This is a genomic window from Viridibacillus sp. NPDC093762, from assembly GCF_050279675.1.
Taxonomy (GTDB): domain Bacteria; phylum Bacillota; class Bacilli; order Bacillales_A; family Planococcaceae; genus Viridibacillus.
On sequence record NZ_JBNNUK010000011.1, the window covers coordinates 88331 to 105154 of the forward strand.

Below are 16824 nucleotides of genomic sequence, written 5' to 3' on the forward strand. Positions count from 1 at the left end.
TGGTAATAACCTCCTACTAAGCTTGCATTGGCATAGACATTTTCTTGAAAAATTATTGATGTTGCCATTTAAATAAATATTCCCATTTTATACATATTTATTTTCATCTTATTTCACATTTGTCTTGTAAAATTAGCACTAATTGGAGGGAGAGAATAAAAAATGAAAAAACAATTAGCCTTAACGGTTGTTATTGCGGCAGCCCTACTTAGTGCATGCGGTCAAGAAGACAATAAAACAACAGGTAAAAGTACCACATCAGAAAGTAAATCAACAGAACAAAGCACTGTGGATTCTGAAACTACTACCAATGCAGTAAAAGATCATTTGCATGAACCAACAAAAGATACGGTATGTGAATTCTGCAACATGAAAGTATATGAAATGGATCATGAAATGGGAGCATTTTCAGCACAAGGCATTAAAGAAGATGGATCAGTCGTGTTCTTTGATGATGTGGGCTGTATGCTAAATCAGGAACGTAAAGATGAATTAGAGTTAGAAAAGTTTGTACGTGATAATGATTCAAAAGATTGGTTAAAACTAGAGGATGCCGTTATTGTGAAAGCGGATATTAAAACACCAATGAATTATGGTTACGCCTATTTCAAAGATCAAGAAAGTGCGGATATCTTTATCGCAGGAAATGATAACTCAAAAGTAGTAGCGCTATCAGACGTTGATAAAGTTTCAAATGATCGTTACAAGAAAATGAAAGATCGCCATTCTAGTGAATCGATGAATATGGACATGAAATCAAAGGATGGTCACTAACCGTATGAATAAAGGGCTGGAGGAGACTCTAGCCTTTTTGTTTGGAGGTGGAAAGATGAAACATCTGTTGACAATACTATACCATTTTGTTTTGTTATGGCTCATTTTCGCAATGCCTGCTAAAGCAGATCAGCTATCTTTACAGGAACAAATCGATGGGACACCAGCCGGTAGTGTGCTAGAACTTGAGGATGGTGTTTATACAGGACAGATTACTATTACAAAACCAATTACATTAAGGGGTTCCAAACATACCATGCTAGAAGGTAGTGGAAAAGAACCGTTATTGAAGATTGAAAATGTGCAAAATGTAACGTTAGAAAATATTCATATTACCGATGCCCATGTAGGCATTGTCGTGAAAAATACTTCGCAAGTAAATTTAAACAATGTACAGCTTCGAAATGTTTGGAGCGGTGTTCAAATTTATAATTCTAAACATGTGGTAGTAAATAATTTAAAAATTAAAGGAATTAATGGGCATTATTCAAAAAAAGGAAATGGTCTGGATGTGTTTAACAGTAACGATTTAACTATTTCAAATAACAAAGTGCAAGACGTACAGGATGGTTTTTATATTGAAAAGGCTCAGGCAATCAAACTAACCGATAACGCTATTAAAAATAGTCGTTATGGCATCCACTTTATGTATACTGAAGATGCAATTGCCGAACAGAACGATTTCAATCAAAATGTGACGGGTATTATGCTCATGATGACGGAAGATACGCAGTTACAAAACAATCATGTGACAGAGCAAAATGGCTTGAATGGTTCTGGAATGGTGCTGTTTGAAGCAAAAAATATCGACGTTCTTTCTAACCATTTCCAGAATAATAGAACAGCCCTCTCTACACAAAAACTAACGACTTCAACGGTGGAGTATAATACATTCCAGATGAATCAAACCGCAATTGAACTCCTTCGTTCTAACAAGGAGAACACCGTATATGCAAATGACTTTGTGGGTAATATTGTTAATTTGCGATCCGATGGAACCAGTAGTAGCATTTCTCATAATTACTACGATGATTATGATGGCATAGATATTGATGACAATGGTATTGGTGATAGTCCTTATGTGGCATTGCAAAGCTTTGGGCAATGGATGGTGCGCAAGCCCAGTTATCAATATTTCATCGAATCACCAAGTGTAGTGCTATTAAATAAAATGGATCGCCAAACGAATGCAATAGAAACTGAGCTTTTAGTAGATAAAGAACCGATGATGCATAGTGCTCAAAAAGCGACAACTGCAGGGAATATACAACTGTGGCAAGTAGTTACCGGTCTTGCAGGACTAGTGCTCGGATTATGGTTATGGAGAAAGGAAGCAAGTGTATGAAGAAAAGATGGTTAGTTGTCTTATTCGCTGCAGTCTTATTATTACAAGCTTGTAGTAATAAAGACTATAAACCGCGTGGAATCGTCAGTGAAACGGATGTCTGTAAGGTGTGCAATATGAGTATTGTGCATGAAGAATATGCTGGACAAATTGCCTTATCGAATGGGGACTATGAAATGTTTGATGATCTAGGTTGTTTAATTGAATATATGAAGAATCTGAACAAAGGCGATATTGGTAAAGCCTTTATTAAAGATGAGGGCGAAAAGAATTGGGTCGATGTTAAAACAGCTTCATACGTGTATGACAAAGATATTTGGACACCGATGTCATATGGCGTCATTGCCTTTGAATCTAAAGATTCAGCACAACAATATATCGATAAAGAAGGCACAGGGCAATTGATGAGCTACTCTGATTTAGATGCATTTAAATGGGGTGTCCATCATTGATTAACGGACTTTTCATACGACTTGAATGGAAGCAAATGCTCCGAAGTCGCTGGATGCAACTAGTGGCTGTATTATTTGTGTTTGTCTTCGCAGCGATATCGATAATACAGCAAATTGCTTTACCTGAGATAAATGGTTTCAACAGACAAACAGCTAGCTTCTTAAATTTACTCCTATTCCTATTGCCTCTTTTCATCTTAACAATCGGAAGTATGGGGATAGCGAATGATTTGGAATCAGGCTGGTTCTCATTATTAAAAACATATCCTATGACAATAAAGAATTATATTCTTGGGAAGTATGTGGCACTACTCTTATCCTTCATGCTTATTTTACTATTGGCTTTTAGTATTGTACTAGTCATGAGTAGTTTAGCAGGTCAAGTTCATTTGTCACTTGTTTTCGTTGGCTTATCCAGCGTAACAATCCTAATTTTTTCAGCGTTAGCGATTGTTTGCGGGGTGGTGGCCAAAAGTCGTCTTCATGCGTTAGCGTTGTCACTTCTAGCTTGGGCATTTGCATTGCTCCTGTTGTCTTATGCGTTAATGGCAGTGGGTACATTAGTAGCTGGCCATACTTTGCAAAAGTTAACAATTGTCATGATTCATTTAAATCCAGCCGAATGGGTTCGTTTTGGCTATTTCATCTTTTCTGGACAACACTCAGTTCTTGGTCCTTCTTTTTATGAATTCACTGAATTTTATAGCTCGCTAGCAGGCCTTGTTGTATATATCCTCGTAACGATTGGTTGGATTGTATTGCCTTTATTATTTGCTGGGTTTTTATTGCGTAAAAAGGGGGACCAAGTATGATTGTAGAAGGTAAGTTTTTAGTGAAAAAATATTCCGAGCATCAAGGCTTGTTTGATGCTTCTTTTACCTTAAATGAAGGACGTATTATTGCGTTAGCTGGTGGAAATGGTGCAGGAAAAAGTACGATAATCCGATTACTCATTGGTGAAGAACAGCCAAATGGTGGAGAACTTAATTGGGCCAGTATGCCTTCTATTCGTTATATGCCAGATGATGTGAATTTTCCTCCAGCACTCACAGCAGAGGAAATTTTACAATTACTCGGCAGTTTGAAAAAGGAGCCAGCAAAAGAGCGTGAAAAAGTGTTGAAACGAGTAGGACTGTGGGATTTTCGTAAGCAAAGAGTGAGTCAATTTTCAAAAGGGATGCGCCAGCGTTTGAATTTGGCACAATGCTTGTTAGGTAAAGAACAGTTACTTATTATGGATGAACCGACAAATGGTTTGGATATACTGTGGATTGCTGAGCTAAAACAAATTTTACAAGAACAAAAAGAACAAGGCAAAACAGTCCTCTTTTCAACGCATTTATTGTCATTCGCAGAGGAGCTAGCTGATGATATACTTCTCTTACATAATGGAAGAGTGCTTATGAATGGAGCTATTCAAGATGTTCTGTCAGAAACATCTTGTGAACATTTAGAGGAGCTATTTATGCAGCGAATTGGGCTTGCCAAATAACATAAAACAACAGAATCTAAACCCACTACAGAGTGGAAGACCATCAATATTTGGTCAAAACAAGAAGAATGTTTTCAATAACATTAAAAGAAAGTGGTATAGAAGTTGAAATTTCAAGCATTTTTGATTATAGGTTAATGAGAATCCTTTATTTTAAAAAATTCACTCAAAGAGACATTAGAAGAGTTACAACAAGCAATTAATGAGAATATCTATTTCTATAATAACAATTGATATCAAAAACGTTTAAACGGCTTAAGTCCTTTAGAATTCAGGAATCAAGCCGTTTAACGATTTTTTTTATTTCCACTGTCTACCTGACAGGGAGCAGTTCATTTTTTCGGATACGTTTATAAATTAGAAGTAAAATCAACAAAATTTTTTAACGAAGCCTTTTACTAAAAAAGCGGAAAACAGTATTTAAATTTAACTTCTTCAACTAAAGGGGCAGGGTAGTTGAAGAGGACATTAAATCTTTAATTGTTATGGTATTATTTAACCATTAGCTTGTTAATTTTGTCACCACTACTTTTGGTGATTAACCCAATTATTTCTTCAACTCTTTCTTATACTCCATAAAGAATTTATAATCCTGCTCCACTTGGTTCGCGTATGAAATGGCCCAGTTTGAAAGGTAATGTACAAATCCGTCAACATCATCACCAATCGCTTTTAATATCTCGTCTTCACTATGATAAGGTAGGATACCTTCATTAATATCCGCATCTGCCCGAGCGTGGACTTTTGCTGTTATTCTTCCCATTTGTTCAACCGTTTCTATCATGTCCTTATGACTTTTCAACATTTCTAGTTTTAATTTCTTTTTGTACGGCGAACGTTCGCGTACGTAAAAGTCACGGTTATCCATCGTCAAATTTCCTAAATGAGGATCTGCTTGATGATGCATTGCTCGTTGTGTCATAATCACGCGTTGCCCTTGGTGTGGAAAAGTTCCCCAAAACTCTTTATTATACGGCATAAAATAAGCAGGAATTGGTACCCTAACCTCTTTCATCTCTAAGATTACATCATCTAAATCCTCTTGTTGTTGTCCACCTTCTATTAAAATATAAAAACGATCTAATCCGATGGAGGCTGTTCCTGATCCATGCTTAATCGCAATATCTTTAATACGGTACTTCGTTTCATCATTCATCTTTTCAACGGTTTCTAGATACTGAGGCCAAACTTTTTCAATCTCTGCTCTCTCCTCAGCGCTTAATCGTTGAATCTCATCTGATTCCACAAACTGTCGCTCTGATTGCAAATTGGAAGTAACCTTACCTAATAAATGTGACTCATTTCTTTTTTCTAGCTTTTTCAATAACTTGTGAATTGCTCCGTTGGCTTTCTTCTTTGTCACAAAAAAAGCATTTGGTAAATCTTTGCGAGCCTGAAATCGCGACATTTGTTTATGATACGTTTGCAGGTATGCTTCTACCACGTCAATCTGCTTGTTTACTTCATAACCTAATTGACGACAAACAAGCACGACACTTACAGACATACGCAATAAATCATATAAATAAGAACCTAAGTAACCTTCATCAAAATCATTAATATCAAATACTAGCTTCCCTTCTTCATTGTGAAATGCACCAAAATTCTCAAAATGCAAATCCCCTTGAATCCATGTAGGCCTGCTCTCTAACGTATGATATGGAAACCAATGATTTGTTACATCATAATAAAATAAATAAGCACTACCACGGAAAAAAATAAACGGACTTTGTTCCATTTTCTCGTACTTTGACTGGCGATTTTCTTCTGTATGCCCCATAATTTTTTGATCAAATTCTACTAATATTTTCTTTAGAGTCTCCATTCGTAAATCACGTTTCGTTTGCTCGACACGTTCTCCAAGGTTCACCATCATTTTCTCTCTCCCTAATTGTCTAAATTTTACTTTATTAATAGTTTACTTTATTTATAACTTCCATGCTATTAATCTATCCATTGAGTAGTTATGGTTTATTATATAGAAGCTATTGCAGTATCAACCGCTGTCAATCCGATAAGAAACAATGACCAATCATTAATTCAACAGATTTCCTAATAAAATGAGACATAGATAGTAGTAAGAGCGTGCTCTTTTATTTGCTAGGGTTTTTCAAGTGTAGCTAAAGCTATTTCTTAAAACACAAATTACTTGGTAGTTGGAGAAGCAGCTGGGAGCAAACTAGCTAAAGCGGAAAGTCTAAATATAATGATTATTGGTGAAGAAGAGTTGTACGAGATGATAAACAGTATGCATTGTATTAACACTTGATAGCGTAAATAAATGACTAAAACGTCCTTGACAGGGAAGTTTTGAAACGATTTTTGATTCAAGGATTGTAAATAGAAAAGCACGAGCTATCTTTTAACATAAAAGGTGCTTCAAGAGCCAGAGATTTGGCTTTTGAAGCACCTTTTTAATGTGTATTCGTATTATTTAAAAATTTGTTTCTTAAGATGATGTTCCATATGATCGTAATAATCTTGAATAAGCCAATCTAATGTTTTAAGTTCCTTATTTCCAATGTCACATAAGTAAGAGCGTTTTTCATCAGGAATATTATTGATAATGGCGATGATTTGTTTATTTAAAACGTAAAATAAAGTCAAAATCTCCTCGATAGGAGTATCTTGATAATTTTGCTTAGCTACCCATTCATCTTGATTGTATGTGGGAAGTACATAGGGCTGCTTTTCGTATTGAATTTTAATGAATCGTTCAATGTTCATAATAGCAGAATCACAAAGGTGTCCTAATATTTCTTTTTTTGACCATTTAGTTGGCGAGGATCTTTTAGACACATCTATTTCAGACATACGTTTGATTTCTTTAGGAACGTAATAAATCCAATAATTGATACCATCTATCACATTTTTCACCTCTATCATCCTCCGTAATGAATCTTTCTATGTATATTCAATAGAATGATGGATATTCCAGCAAAAGATTAATTTTTTATTCTTGTGACAGGATTCATACCAACTACTTGTTAACTAATTGAGCTTCTTTCATTGCTATGTTTCTTTCTCGCATTCCTTCGATCAAATCTTCAATTGAAGAAGAAATCATGCCGTTTTGTTTGATTAAACCAATGACAAACAGGTTACGGTAGGCGAACTGGTTTTCAGTTCCATCTGCGATTAAAGCATCGATTTTCTTTGTATTATCTCTCCCTTGTTGGCGTGTATCAGAGTATAGTGCGAAAATAGGGCGGTCTAGCATCGAAAATGCACCAATTTCAGCAGCAACACCTGAGTCAATTTCAACACCATCAATGATAGCGATTAAGAAATCACTTGCTTTTAGAGCCTCAATATCAGCACCTGCAATTGCTAAACTATTGGCATAAGATGACTTGTCATTGATCGCCATATTTTCTTGAGGTACATATAAATCCACACCTGGCACTGCCTCACGTACTGCTTTTGCGACCATATCATTTACTAAGCGGTCGCCTAATCCAAATAATCCATTTGCTAAATAACCTTTTGTAGTCAAAGTAATTCCTCCCGTAAATCATTTCATTCTTATATAGTATAACCATTTGAAGGAGAGATACATATTGTTTATATGAATATACGTACTGCAATTAGTTTTATATTGTTAAGTTGTAAGTAATTCTATCAAAAATGGAGGGCCTTCAAATCTATGATAGCAGGAGAGCTGTAAGGAGATTTTCGGATAACAATTGAATATATATTTTTAGTGGTTAAAAGAGGGTGGTTTATAACACTTTTTTTTTTATAATTCTCTTTTAGCTGCCTTTATGTGTCGATATCTTATTTATAGCTGATGTATTCTTCCGTATTGTTATAACATCTAAGACAGTCATTAACTAATTGAATCAAGTTGTGGGATTTGTTTAAAAAGGTATATCAAATTGGTATATTGTGAGTAGATTAGGATAACATCAAAAAGTATATATAAGGCTATTCAGTGAACCCTATTACGAAAATGAGCTATCTGTACTACAATTGTGTAAGCGCTTAGTATTTGAAAAGGGAGACACAAAAATGCCTACTCAACTCGAAATAATTCTTACAAGTAATGATATAGCCGAGATTCAACTTCAATTACGAATTTATCTAATGAATCATCCACTAGATAGTGACGGTGAGTTAGCAAACGTCATTACAAAGATTAACGAACAACAGTTAGATATTTGGAAGGCTCATGATGGCAAAATACTAGTACAAGAGGAAACAAAATGGAACCAAAGCTATTTAGCAGAACAGCAAATTGAATTACATAATAATTTTTCGCAAGAACGCTTTTTACATATGATGGAAGTGGCGAATTTTTTAGCGAGTGATCCGTCAAATGAGGCGCCTCCAGAACCGTTTAAATTGTACGGTGCATCTATGGGTACGATTATGACGGTGGGTGTTATTATTTTTTGTATCATTGCTATTACCATGGTCGTTGTCATACGGAATCAATTTATTTGATGAAATCTTTTAATAGCTAGTATATTTCTGGAGCTAATAAATATTGAACTTGAATCACCTTTATATAAACAACGCGAATTAAGAAAGGGAAATAAATCATGATAGTTTATACTGTACATCCAGAATCAATATACAAGATGATGCGAGAGCAAGGGTATTATGAGGGATCTAGGGCTAATTTTAATTTCAAAAATTCATTCGAGAGACAATATGACTGGATGGTTGCACAGATGAAGAAACGATTGTCTCACTATGAAGGAGATGAATATCCTGTTTGGGTATGGAAGCGTCGTCCTGGTAGAAATGAATCGGCTCTTTTACCTAGAGGAACCCGTGGAGTTATTCTTAAATTAGAAATTCCAGATGAAGATATTCTTTGGTCTGATTTTGAAAGTTGGCACCTTGTATTAAACGAAGGTCCATATACAACTAGTGAAAAGGAATGGGAAGATCATCTTCAAAATGAATGGTCTACTGAGAGGGTTGAAAAATCATGGGAAATGATCTTTGATTTTGACAAGCTTTCTAATCTAGACCCGAGATGGAACGGTACATTTGATCCGGAATGGATACAAGGTGTAACACCGCGCATTACCATGGATCAAGTGAAAAAAGTTACTCGCTTTGTTGCGAAAGGGCCAAAGAGAAATACTTACGGTCCACCTAAGAAAAAGAAATAGCGCAAGTTGAAAAATAAAACGGATGCGGGCTTTATTGAAGATATACAGATACAAGTCTAATAATGTTCTATCATATTTTATTACTTTTAATCCTCGATCTTTTTTTCTCGCATAGTAATCTCATGAGATAAGTGTATTTTAGTAAAATGAAATCAAAAGTTTTTTCTTCCTTACGTATCTTCGACTAATTAAAAGCCTTTCAATCTATTAAATGATACAATGAAAGGACATATATACGTATTGAAGGGGGTAGGTGAATGTTTGAAGAAGCACAACATCTGCTAGGAAAATATTTTGGTTATGACGATTTTCGAGAGGGACAAGCACAAATAGTTTCGAATGTTTTAGAGCAGAAATCGAGCTTGTGTGTAATGCCAACAGGTGGAGGTAAGTCAATTTGTTATCAAATTCCTGCTCTGTTACTAGAGGGTACAACTATTGTTGTTTCACCCCTTATTTCCTTAATGCAAGACCAAGTGGATACGCTACTTGAAGTCGGTATTTCGGCGGCATTTATTAATAGTACATTGTCTGCAAGTGAATTACGTGAAACAATGGAAAACTTACATGAAGGAAGATATCAGCTTTTATATATCGCTCCTGAACGACTAGAATCGCCTCAATTTTTGTCTGAGCTAAAGAATATTCGAGTACCATTGATAGCCGTAGACGAAGCGCATTGTATTTCACAATGGGGGCATGATTTCCGTCCGAGTTATCGCGCTATTAATCGATTGATGACTGTTTTCGAAGAGAAGCCAGTTGTCTTAGCACTAACAGCGACTGCTACACCAGAAGTAAGGGAAGATATTTGCCGCATCTTACAAATAACGGATGCAAATACTGTTATTACTGGATTTGCTCGTAGTAATCTTTCTTTTTCAGTTGTTTTAGGGCAAGACAAAGACCGTTACATTAAAGATTTTGTAAAACAAAATATTAATGAAGTCGGTATTATATACGCGGCAACAAGAAAAGCAGTGGATCATGTATATGATGTGTTGATGAAAGCTGGTATTTCCGTCGCAAAATATCATGCAGGTTTACCAGAGGCTTTCCGTCAACAGGAGCAAACACGTTTCCTAAAAGATGAAGCACAAGTAATGGTTGCAACAAATGCCTTTGGAATGGGTATCGATAAATCCAACGTCAGATACGTCATTCATTATCAATTGCCAAAGAATATGGAAAGTTATTATCAGGAAGCAGGGAGGGCAGGTCGTGATGGATTGCCAAGTGAATGTGTTGTTTTGTATGCCTCTCAAGATGTGCAAACACAACGCTTTTTAATTGACCAATCACAAGACCGTGAACGTATTCCTGGAGAACTCGCTAAATTGCAAGGAATGGCAGATTATTGCCATACCGAACAATGCCTTCAGCAATATATTGTGAAGTATTTTGGTGAAGAAAATGCGGAAGTTTGTGGAAAGTGTGCAAATTGCAAGGACGATCGAGAAATTTTTGATGTTACTGAAGATGTACAAAAGGTACTTAGTTGTGTGATCCGTATGGGACAGAAATTCGGTAAAACAATGATTGCTCAAGTGTTAATTGGCTCTCAAAACCAAAAAGTCATCAGCTTTGGCTTAAATAGGCTTTCCACATATGGCATTATGAAAAATATGACGGTCAAAGAAGTATCCAATTTCATAGAGTTCATGATTGCTGATGATTTATTATCTGTGAAGCAGGGGAACATGCCAACTATTTTTGTTTCCGAAAAAGGGAAAGATGTACTCCTCGGTAAAGTGAAGGTGCAACGTAAAGGAGTTGTTGTCACTAGACAAATTGCTGAAAATGATCCGTTATTTGAAGAACTACGTATAATTCGAAAACAATTGGCAGATGAAGCGAATGTACCTCCATTTGTTATCTTCTCTGATAAATCATTACAAGATATGTGTGCAAAACGACCAAAGACAGCAAACGAGTTTTTAGAAGTTAACGGTGTAGGAGCAAACAAGCTAGAGAAATATGGTGCTGCTTTTATGGATGTTATTATCAATTTTGAAGTAAATGTAAAATGATTTAGAAAAAGAAGTGTCCTCAAAAAGGACACTTCTTTTTTATGTTTTTAATGCAAGCTCTCCATTTATAAAGGAATAATTTGCTGTCTACTAATTGATATAGTATATGTTAAAATTGAATTAACATAGTAGAAGTAAGATGTCTGACGTTGTAAAATAAAAAAAGATAATACATCAATAGCCCATACACATTTTTGGCTTGGGTGGTGCATTTAATATAATAAAAGGAGTTTTTTATGTTGGATCAGAAAATCATATTTTACGTTGAAAAACTTCAAGAAGAAGTAATGTATGCTGTTGCTTCTGGAGCAGATTCAAATTTATACGATATTGCATGTGGAATGCTAGAAAGTGAATCTGCAGAAAACAAAAATGCAATTTGCCAAGCTTATGAAGTAGTAAAACATGCTTTAATTGGTTAAAATAATGCCTATTTCAAAGGCGTTTTATATAGATTAAAACAGATTCTTCTAGAATGGAAGAATCTGTTTTTTTGTTGTATTGGTAATCAATCAATAAGAAACAGAATACAGCTAAATTAGTGCGGATTTGGGTAATATAACATAGGAGAACATGTTGATTAAGTAATATAAGAATATTTTTTTAATAAATAGATAGATATTTTCTATAATAATAGAGGGAATTTTATGGATAAACCCTTGTCTTTAGCAGAAAAAGAGGAGGGTTACTATAATAGGAATTACAATTTTTGCAAACATTTCTTTAGTAGTTATCAATACTGTTATCTCTATAATTATGCGTAATACAATCGCAGATTCATTCATTTAATCATTGAAGCGGGCTATTCTTTCAAAAGGAGAGCCCGCTTTTTTGGTTTTTTTCACCAATGGAGTAATTAATATAAAAATCTATATAAATACGCTTGGAAATAACCGAATTATATAATAATTATTTTCATGGTGTTAAAATCATTTTTCTCAGCATAAGCTCTGTTATGAAATTATTTTATAAAATTTCTCACATATTCATGACTATTCATTTTGACATCGTACATCTTTATAAATAGATATAGTCTTTGAATTAGTGAGAACAAGGGGGATGGGTTAATGCTGCAAAGCAAAGGTTGGAAAGCTCTGTTGTTAGTCGTTTTTTGCGCCATTTTTATGGTTGCATGTTCTGATGACAAGAAAGAAACAAATAGTAGTGAAGGCAAAGGGGAGAAAGAGCCGACTACTGAAAAGAAAGAAGAACTGGTTGTCGCAGTAAATGAGAACTTCATTTCAATGGATCCTCACAATACAGGAGATACGAATTCTAACTCAGTGCAATCGGCTATGTTAGAAGGCTTGCTAGGTTTTGATGATGAAGGTCAAATCATAAATGTTCTAGCTGAAGACTATTCAGTAAGTGAAGACGCACTTGTTTATACTTTTAAATTACATCAAGGTATTAAATTTCATGATGGAGAAGACTTTAATGCTGAAGCAGTTAAAGTGAATTTTGCACGAATTATGAAAGACAAGAGCTTACGATTAAATTCACGTGGTTTTAGCTTAATTAAAAAAATAGAAACACCTAGTGAATACGAAATAATAATTACTTTAAAGGAAACCTATAGCCCAATGCTCACTCGTTTCGGGGTAGCTAAAATTATTAGCCCTAAATTAGTGAAGGAAAATCCAGCAGATATTCCAAAAAAACCTGTAGGTACGGGCGCTTATAAATTTGTTGAATGGGTTCAAGGTGATCATTTATCAATAGAAAGATTTGATGATTATTGGGGGAAAGGTGAACGAGTTAAGAAAATTACCTTTAAACCAGTACCTGAAAATGGATCACGTGTAGCGATGTTAAAAACGGGAGAGGCGGGAGTTATTTATCCTGTACCATCTCAAAATATTAAAGAAGTTGAAGGGAATAAAGACATCCAAGTAAACAAAATTCCTTCAACAATCGCACGATATGTATCAATAAATACTTATAAAAAGCCTTTTAATGATGTAAGAGTACGACAAGCATTTAACTATGCAGTGGATAAAGATGCATTTATAAAAGTCGTGAATTTTGGATTAGGTCTTCCGTTAGATTCAATTATTCCATCTAAAACCATCTACTATAAACAACAGGAAGCATATAAACAAAATATTGAAAAAGCAAAAGAACTATTAAAAGAAGCTGGCTATGCTGATGGCTTTGAAGCCGAGATTTGGGGTAACACAAACTCTGACACGATGAAGGGTATGCAATTCATCCAACAACAGTTAAAACAAATTGGCGTAAAAGTAGAAATTAAGTCAATGGAAGAAGGAACTCTTTCAGATGAAATCTATGGGGCACAAACGCCTGACGATTCAAAATTACAAATGTGGTATGTGAGTTGGGCTTCATATGCCTCAGATATAACAAATGCGACAAAACCATTATTCCATAGCTCATCTTTCCCACCGAATGGTGCAAATACAGCTTATTATAACAATAAAGAAGTGGATAAATGGATGGATGAAGCCAACTCTATTTCAGATAAGGTAAAACAAGAAGAATTATACGGCAAAGTGCAAGAAACCGTTTATAAAGATGCACCGTGGATCTTCTTAGGAGTCGATGAAATTGTGTATGGTGTTCGATCTGATGTAGAGGGTGTTGTTGTAGATCCACCTGGAGGATTAAATGTAAAAGATGCGAATTTTAAATAATTAATGTCGACAGTCGGTAAGAGGCTGAAACAAATTTCAGCTTCTTACTTTATAAAAATGGCTAGATTAATAACTTATAGAATTTTTTCGGCATTCACCTTTTAAATGGAGGGAGAACAAATGCTTCGATATATCATAAAACGAGTGTTAGAAATATTGCCAATAATTATTGTAGTATCAATACTGTCATTCTTGTTTATTCACTTTATTCCTGGAGATCCTGCGCGGTTAGTTGCAGGTAAGGATGCTACATTAGAAGATGTCCAAAATGTTAGAGAAGAGTTAGGTTTAAATGATCCTATATGGAAACAATACATTTCTTATATGGGGAATTTGTTACAAGGAAATTTGGGTACATCATTAAAGACGGGTTTACCAGTCTCCGATATGTTTACATCGCGCTTCATGCCATCTATCTATTTAACATTTTTTGCGATGATTTGGGCGACTATTATTGGTTTATTGATAGGAGCGTTATCAGCTGTATTTAAAAACAAATGGCCAGATTATTTAGGAATGGTAACAGCAGTATCTGGTATTTCATTACCGGGGTTTTGGCTAGGATTACTGTTGATTCAATTGTTTTCTGTACAACTAGGTATTCTTCCAACTGGTGGATCGGAAGGCTTCAAAAGTTATATTTTGCCTTCATTGACGTTAGGAGCAGGTATTATGTCAATGATTGCAAGATTTACAAGGTCATCTTTGTTAGAAACATTGCAGACAGACTATATACGAACGGGCCGTGCGAAAGGATTGAAGGAATCAGTTGTCATTATACAACATGCATTGAGAAATTCTTTAATACCTGTTGTAACGATTGCAGGCTTACAATTTGGATTCCTTTTAGGTGGATCAGTTGTTGTTGAGACCGTCTTTAGTTTTCCTGGAATGGGTCGTTTACTCATCGATTCAATTGCATTTCGAGATTATCCAGTGATTCAGTCAGCACTTCTCCTGTTTGCGATTGAATTCATTATTGTCAATTTAGTAGTAGATATATTATACAGCGTTCTAAATCCAAAAATTCAAGTTCAGTCCTAAAGGAGGGTATTTATGAATAGTGTTCCAATAGACAAAAATGGAAAAACAGTGATCATGCAACCAAAATACTCTCCAGTCAAAGAACTTTGGAAAAACTTTAGAAAGCAAAAAGTAGCATTCATCGCTAGTGTGTTTGTTTTATTACTAATCTTAGTAGCTATCTTAGCACCTTATATCGTACCATTCGATCCATATAAACCAAATTATGATGCTTTGTTAGAACCTCCTAGTAAATCACATTTAGCAGGAACTGATGAATATGGCCGTGATATATTAAGTCGACTAATCATGGGGACGAGAATTTCATTGAGCGTTAGCTTCGCTTCAGTTTTTTTAGGAATGATCCTAGGAACCATTTTAGGCTTAATGAGTGGTTATTTTGGTGGTTGGTTGGATCGCATAATAATGCGTTCAAGTGATGTCTTGTTTTCTTTTCCAGACTTGCTTTTAGCAATTGCTATTGTGGCAATACTGGGCCCAGGTTTAAATAATGTGGTTATCGCAGTAACGGTTTTTGGTATACCTTCATTTGCTAGACTTGTCCGTGGGGCCACTTTAGAGGCCAAAGAAAACACCTATGTGGAAGCGGCAAAATCAATGGGGGCGCCACATCGTCGTATTATGTATAAACATATTTTCCCGGAAACTGTAAGTAGCCTTATCATTTTCGTGACAATGCGAATAGGGACAGCGATTTTAGCAGCTTCAAGTTTAAGTTTTTTAGGCTTAGGTGCTAGTCCTGAAACACCGGAGTGGGGAGTAATGTTAAGTACAGGAAGAGATTATTTAGGCACAGCTTCACATGTAGTAATTGTACCTGGGATTGCCATCTTTTTAACTGTTCTTGCTTTTAATTTAATAGGTGATGGATTACGAGATGTATTAGATCCGAAAACGAAGAACGATTAAGGGGAATCAGGATATGACTAAAAAACTACTTCAGGTTGAAGAATTACAAACTGAATTTACGAGGGATAAGCAGAAGACGAGAATATTGCATGGAGTTAACTTTCATATCAATGAAGGTGAAGTGTTAGGTCTTGTTGGTGAATCTGGCTGTGGAAAAAGTTTAACATCATTATCCATCATGCGTTTGTTTCAAGGGACTACAGGTGAAATCACTAATGGAAGTATTTATTTCAATGACTCGAATTTAGTCAATCTATCAGACTATGAAATGCGTAAATTGCGCGGCAAGCAAATGGCGATGATTTTCCAAGATCCGATGACTTCATTAAATCCAGTAATGAAAATAGGAAAGCAGCTCACGGAACCAATTCGCGTGCACTTAAAGTTAAATAAAAGTGATGCTAGAGAACATGCGATTGCAATGCTCACTAAAGTAGGGATTGCAAGGCCAGATGAAATTGTAGATGAATATCCTCATCAACTTTCTGGAGGAATGAGACAACGTGTGATGATTGCTATGGCGATGTCATGTAATCCCAATCTACTTATTGCAGACGAGCCTACGACTGCTCTCGATGTAACAATTCAAGCACAAATATTGGAACTTATGAAAAAGCTTCAAAAAGATGAAAAAATGTCAATCCTTTTAATCACACATGATTTAGGTGTAGTAGCGGAGATGTGTGACAGAGTAGTTGTCATGTATGCAGGTAAAGTTGTTGAAGAGGCATCTGTTTATGATTTATTCGAAAATCCTAAGCATCCATACAGTAAGGGGTTAATCGCATCTGTCCCAAAATTAGGCGAGAAAAAAGATAAATTAGATTCCATAAAAGGAAACGTACCCAACCCATCTAATATGCCAAAAGGTTGTAAATTTGCGCCTAGATGCAATATGGCAATGCCAATTTGCCATGAGCAAGAACCTGCTTGTCTAGCAATAGAGAATGATAGGTTATGCAGTTGTTGGCTATATGAACTAGAAACGAGGTGAGGCG

At 35.4% G+C, this 16824-nt stretch carries 16 protein-coding genes; 13 read left to right on the top strand and 3 right to left on the bottom strand.

The annotated features are described in order from the left end of the window. Positions 1–162 precede the first annotated feature (162 nt). The 5 genes from ACQKM9_RS14400 to ACQKM9_RS14420 are packed head-to-tail and all read left to right on the top strand — an operon-like array spanning position 163 to position 4063. Positions 163–774 (top strand): nitrous oxide reductase accessory protein NosL, encoded by a 612-nt coding sequence (locus tag ACQKM9_RS14400; RefSeq protein WP_427735027.1) that lies wholly within the window; start codon positions 163–165, stop codon positions 772–774. Positions 775–829: 55 nt separating this feature from the next. Next, positions 830–2119 carry a right-handed parallel beta-helix repeat-containing protein gene (locus ACQKM9_RS14405; protein WP_427735028.1) on the top strand — a complete coding sequence of 430 codons (1290 nt, stop codon included), beginning with the start codon at positions 830–832 and terminating at the stop codon, positions 2117–2119. After that, positions 2116–2571, top strand: a complete 456-nt coding sequence (locus ACQKM9_RS14410) for a nitrous oxide reductase accessory protein NosL (protein ID WP_427735029.1) — start codon at positions 2116–2118, stop codon at positions 2569–2571. Before ACQKM9_RS14405 ends, ACQKM9_RS14410 begins: the two co-directional genes overlap by 4 nt. Continuing rightward, positions 2568–3383: an ABC transporter permease gene (locus ACQKM9_RS14415; protein WP_427735030.1), complete on the top strand. Its 816-nt coding sequence runs from the start codon at positions 2568–2570 to the stop codon at positions 3381–3383. The genes ACQKM9_RS14410 and ACQKM9_RS14415 overlap by 4 nt, the downstream gene beginning before the upstream one ends. Further along, positions 3380–4063 carry an ABC transporter ATP-binding protein gene (locus tag ACQKM9_RS14420; RefSeq protein ID WP_427735031.1) on the top strand — a complete coding sequence of 228 codons (684 nt, stop codon included), beginning with the start codon at positions 3380–3382 and terminating at the stop codon, positions 4061–4063. Before ACQKM9_RS14415 ends, ACQKM9_RS14420 begins: the two co-directional genes overlap by 4 nt. 547 nt (positions 4064–4610) lie before the next feature. Here ACQKM9_RS14420 and ACQKM9_RS14425 read toward each other — a convergent pair. The 3 genes from ACQKM9_RS14425 to ACQKM9_RS14435 all read right to left on the bottom strand — a co-directional run bounded on the left by ACQKM9_RS14425 (position 4611) and on the right by ACQKM9_RS14435 (position 7559). Next, the gene (locus ACQKM9_RS14425) at positions 4611–5939 is read right to left on the bottom strand and encodes a DUF2252 domain-containing protein (protein ID WP_427735032.1); all 1329 of its coding nucleotides are present in this window, start codon (positions 5937–5939) and stop codon (positions 4611–4613) included. A gap of 554 nt (positions 5940–6493) precedes the next feature. Continuing rightward, on the bottom strand, positions 6494–6949 hold the full coding sequence (locus ACQKM9_RS14430) for a DinB family protein (RefSeq protein WP_427735033.1): 456 nt from the start codon (positions 6947–6949) through the stop codon (positions 6494–6496). Positions 6950–7043: 94 nt separating this feature from the next. Next, positions 7044–7559, bottom strand: coding sequence for a nucleoside 2-deoxyribosyltransferase (locus tag ACQKM9_RS14435; RefSeq protein WP_427735034.1), 516 nt, complete (start codon positions 7557–7559; stop codon positions 7044–7046). A 515-nt stretch (positions 7560–8074) separates the two neighbouring features. Here ACQKM9_RS14435 and ACQKM9_RS14440 point away from each other — a divergent pair. The 8 genes from ACQKM9_RS14440 (at position 8075) to ACQKM9_RS14475 (ending at position 16820) form a co-directional block, all read left to right on the top strand. Beyond that, positions 8075–8509 (top strand): hypothetical protein, encoded by a 435-nt coding sequence (locus ACQKM9_RS14440; protein WP_427735035.1) that lies wholly within the window; start codon positions 8075–8077, stop codon positions 8507–8509. A gap of 98 nt (positions 8510–8607) precedes the next feature. Beyond that, entirely contained in the window at positions 8608–9189 is a 582-nt protein-coding gene (locus ACQKM9_RS14445; RefSeq protein ID WP_427735036.1) for a DUF3841 domain-containing protein, read from the top strand. Positions 9190–9446: 257 nt separating this feature from the next. Continuing rightward, positions 9447–11219, top strand: coding sequence for a DNA helicase RecQ (gene recQ, locus ACQKM9_RS14450; protein ID WP_427735037.1), 1773 nt, complete (start codon positions 9447–9449; stop codon positions 11217–11219). 239 nt (positions 11220–11458) lie between these two features. Further along, a complete protein-coding gene (locus ACQKM9_RS14455; RefSeq protein ID WP_427735038.1) occupies positions 11459–11641 on the top strand; it encodes a hypothetical protein in 183 nt (60 codons plus the stop codon). Between the two features lie 645 nt (positions 11642–12286). Further along, complete coding sequence (locus ACQKM9_RS14460; protein ID WP_427735039.1) at positions 12287–13873, top strand: glutathione ABC transporter substrate-binding protein; 1587 nt, start codon at positions 12287–12289, stop codon at positions 13871–13873. A 120-nt stretch (positions 13874–13993) separates the two neighbouring features. Next, on the top strand, positions 13994–14917 hold the full coding sequence (gene nikB / locus ACQKM9_RS14465) for a nickel ABC transporter permease (protein ID WP_427735040.1): 924 nt from the start codon (positions 13994–13996) through the stop codon (positions 14915–14917). A gap of 54 nt (positions 14918–14971) precedes the next feature. After that, positions 14972–15826: an ABC transporter permease gene (locus tag ACQKM9_RS14470; protein ID WP_427735073.1), complete on the top strand. Its 855-nt coding sequence runs from the start codon at positions 14972–14974 to the stop codon at positions 15824–15826. A gap of 13 nt (positions 15827–15839) precedes the next feature. Then, positions 15840–16820 carry an ABC transporter ATP-binding protein gene (locus ACQKM9_RS14475; protein ID WP_427735041.1) on the top strand — a complete coding sequence of 327 codons (981 nt, stop codon included), beginning with the start codon at positions 15840–15842 and terminating at the stop codon, positions 16818–16820. Positions 16821–16824: the final 4 nt, after the last annotated feature.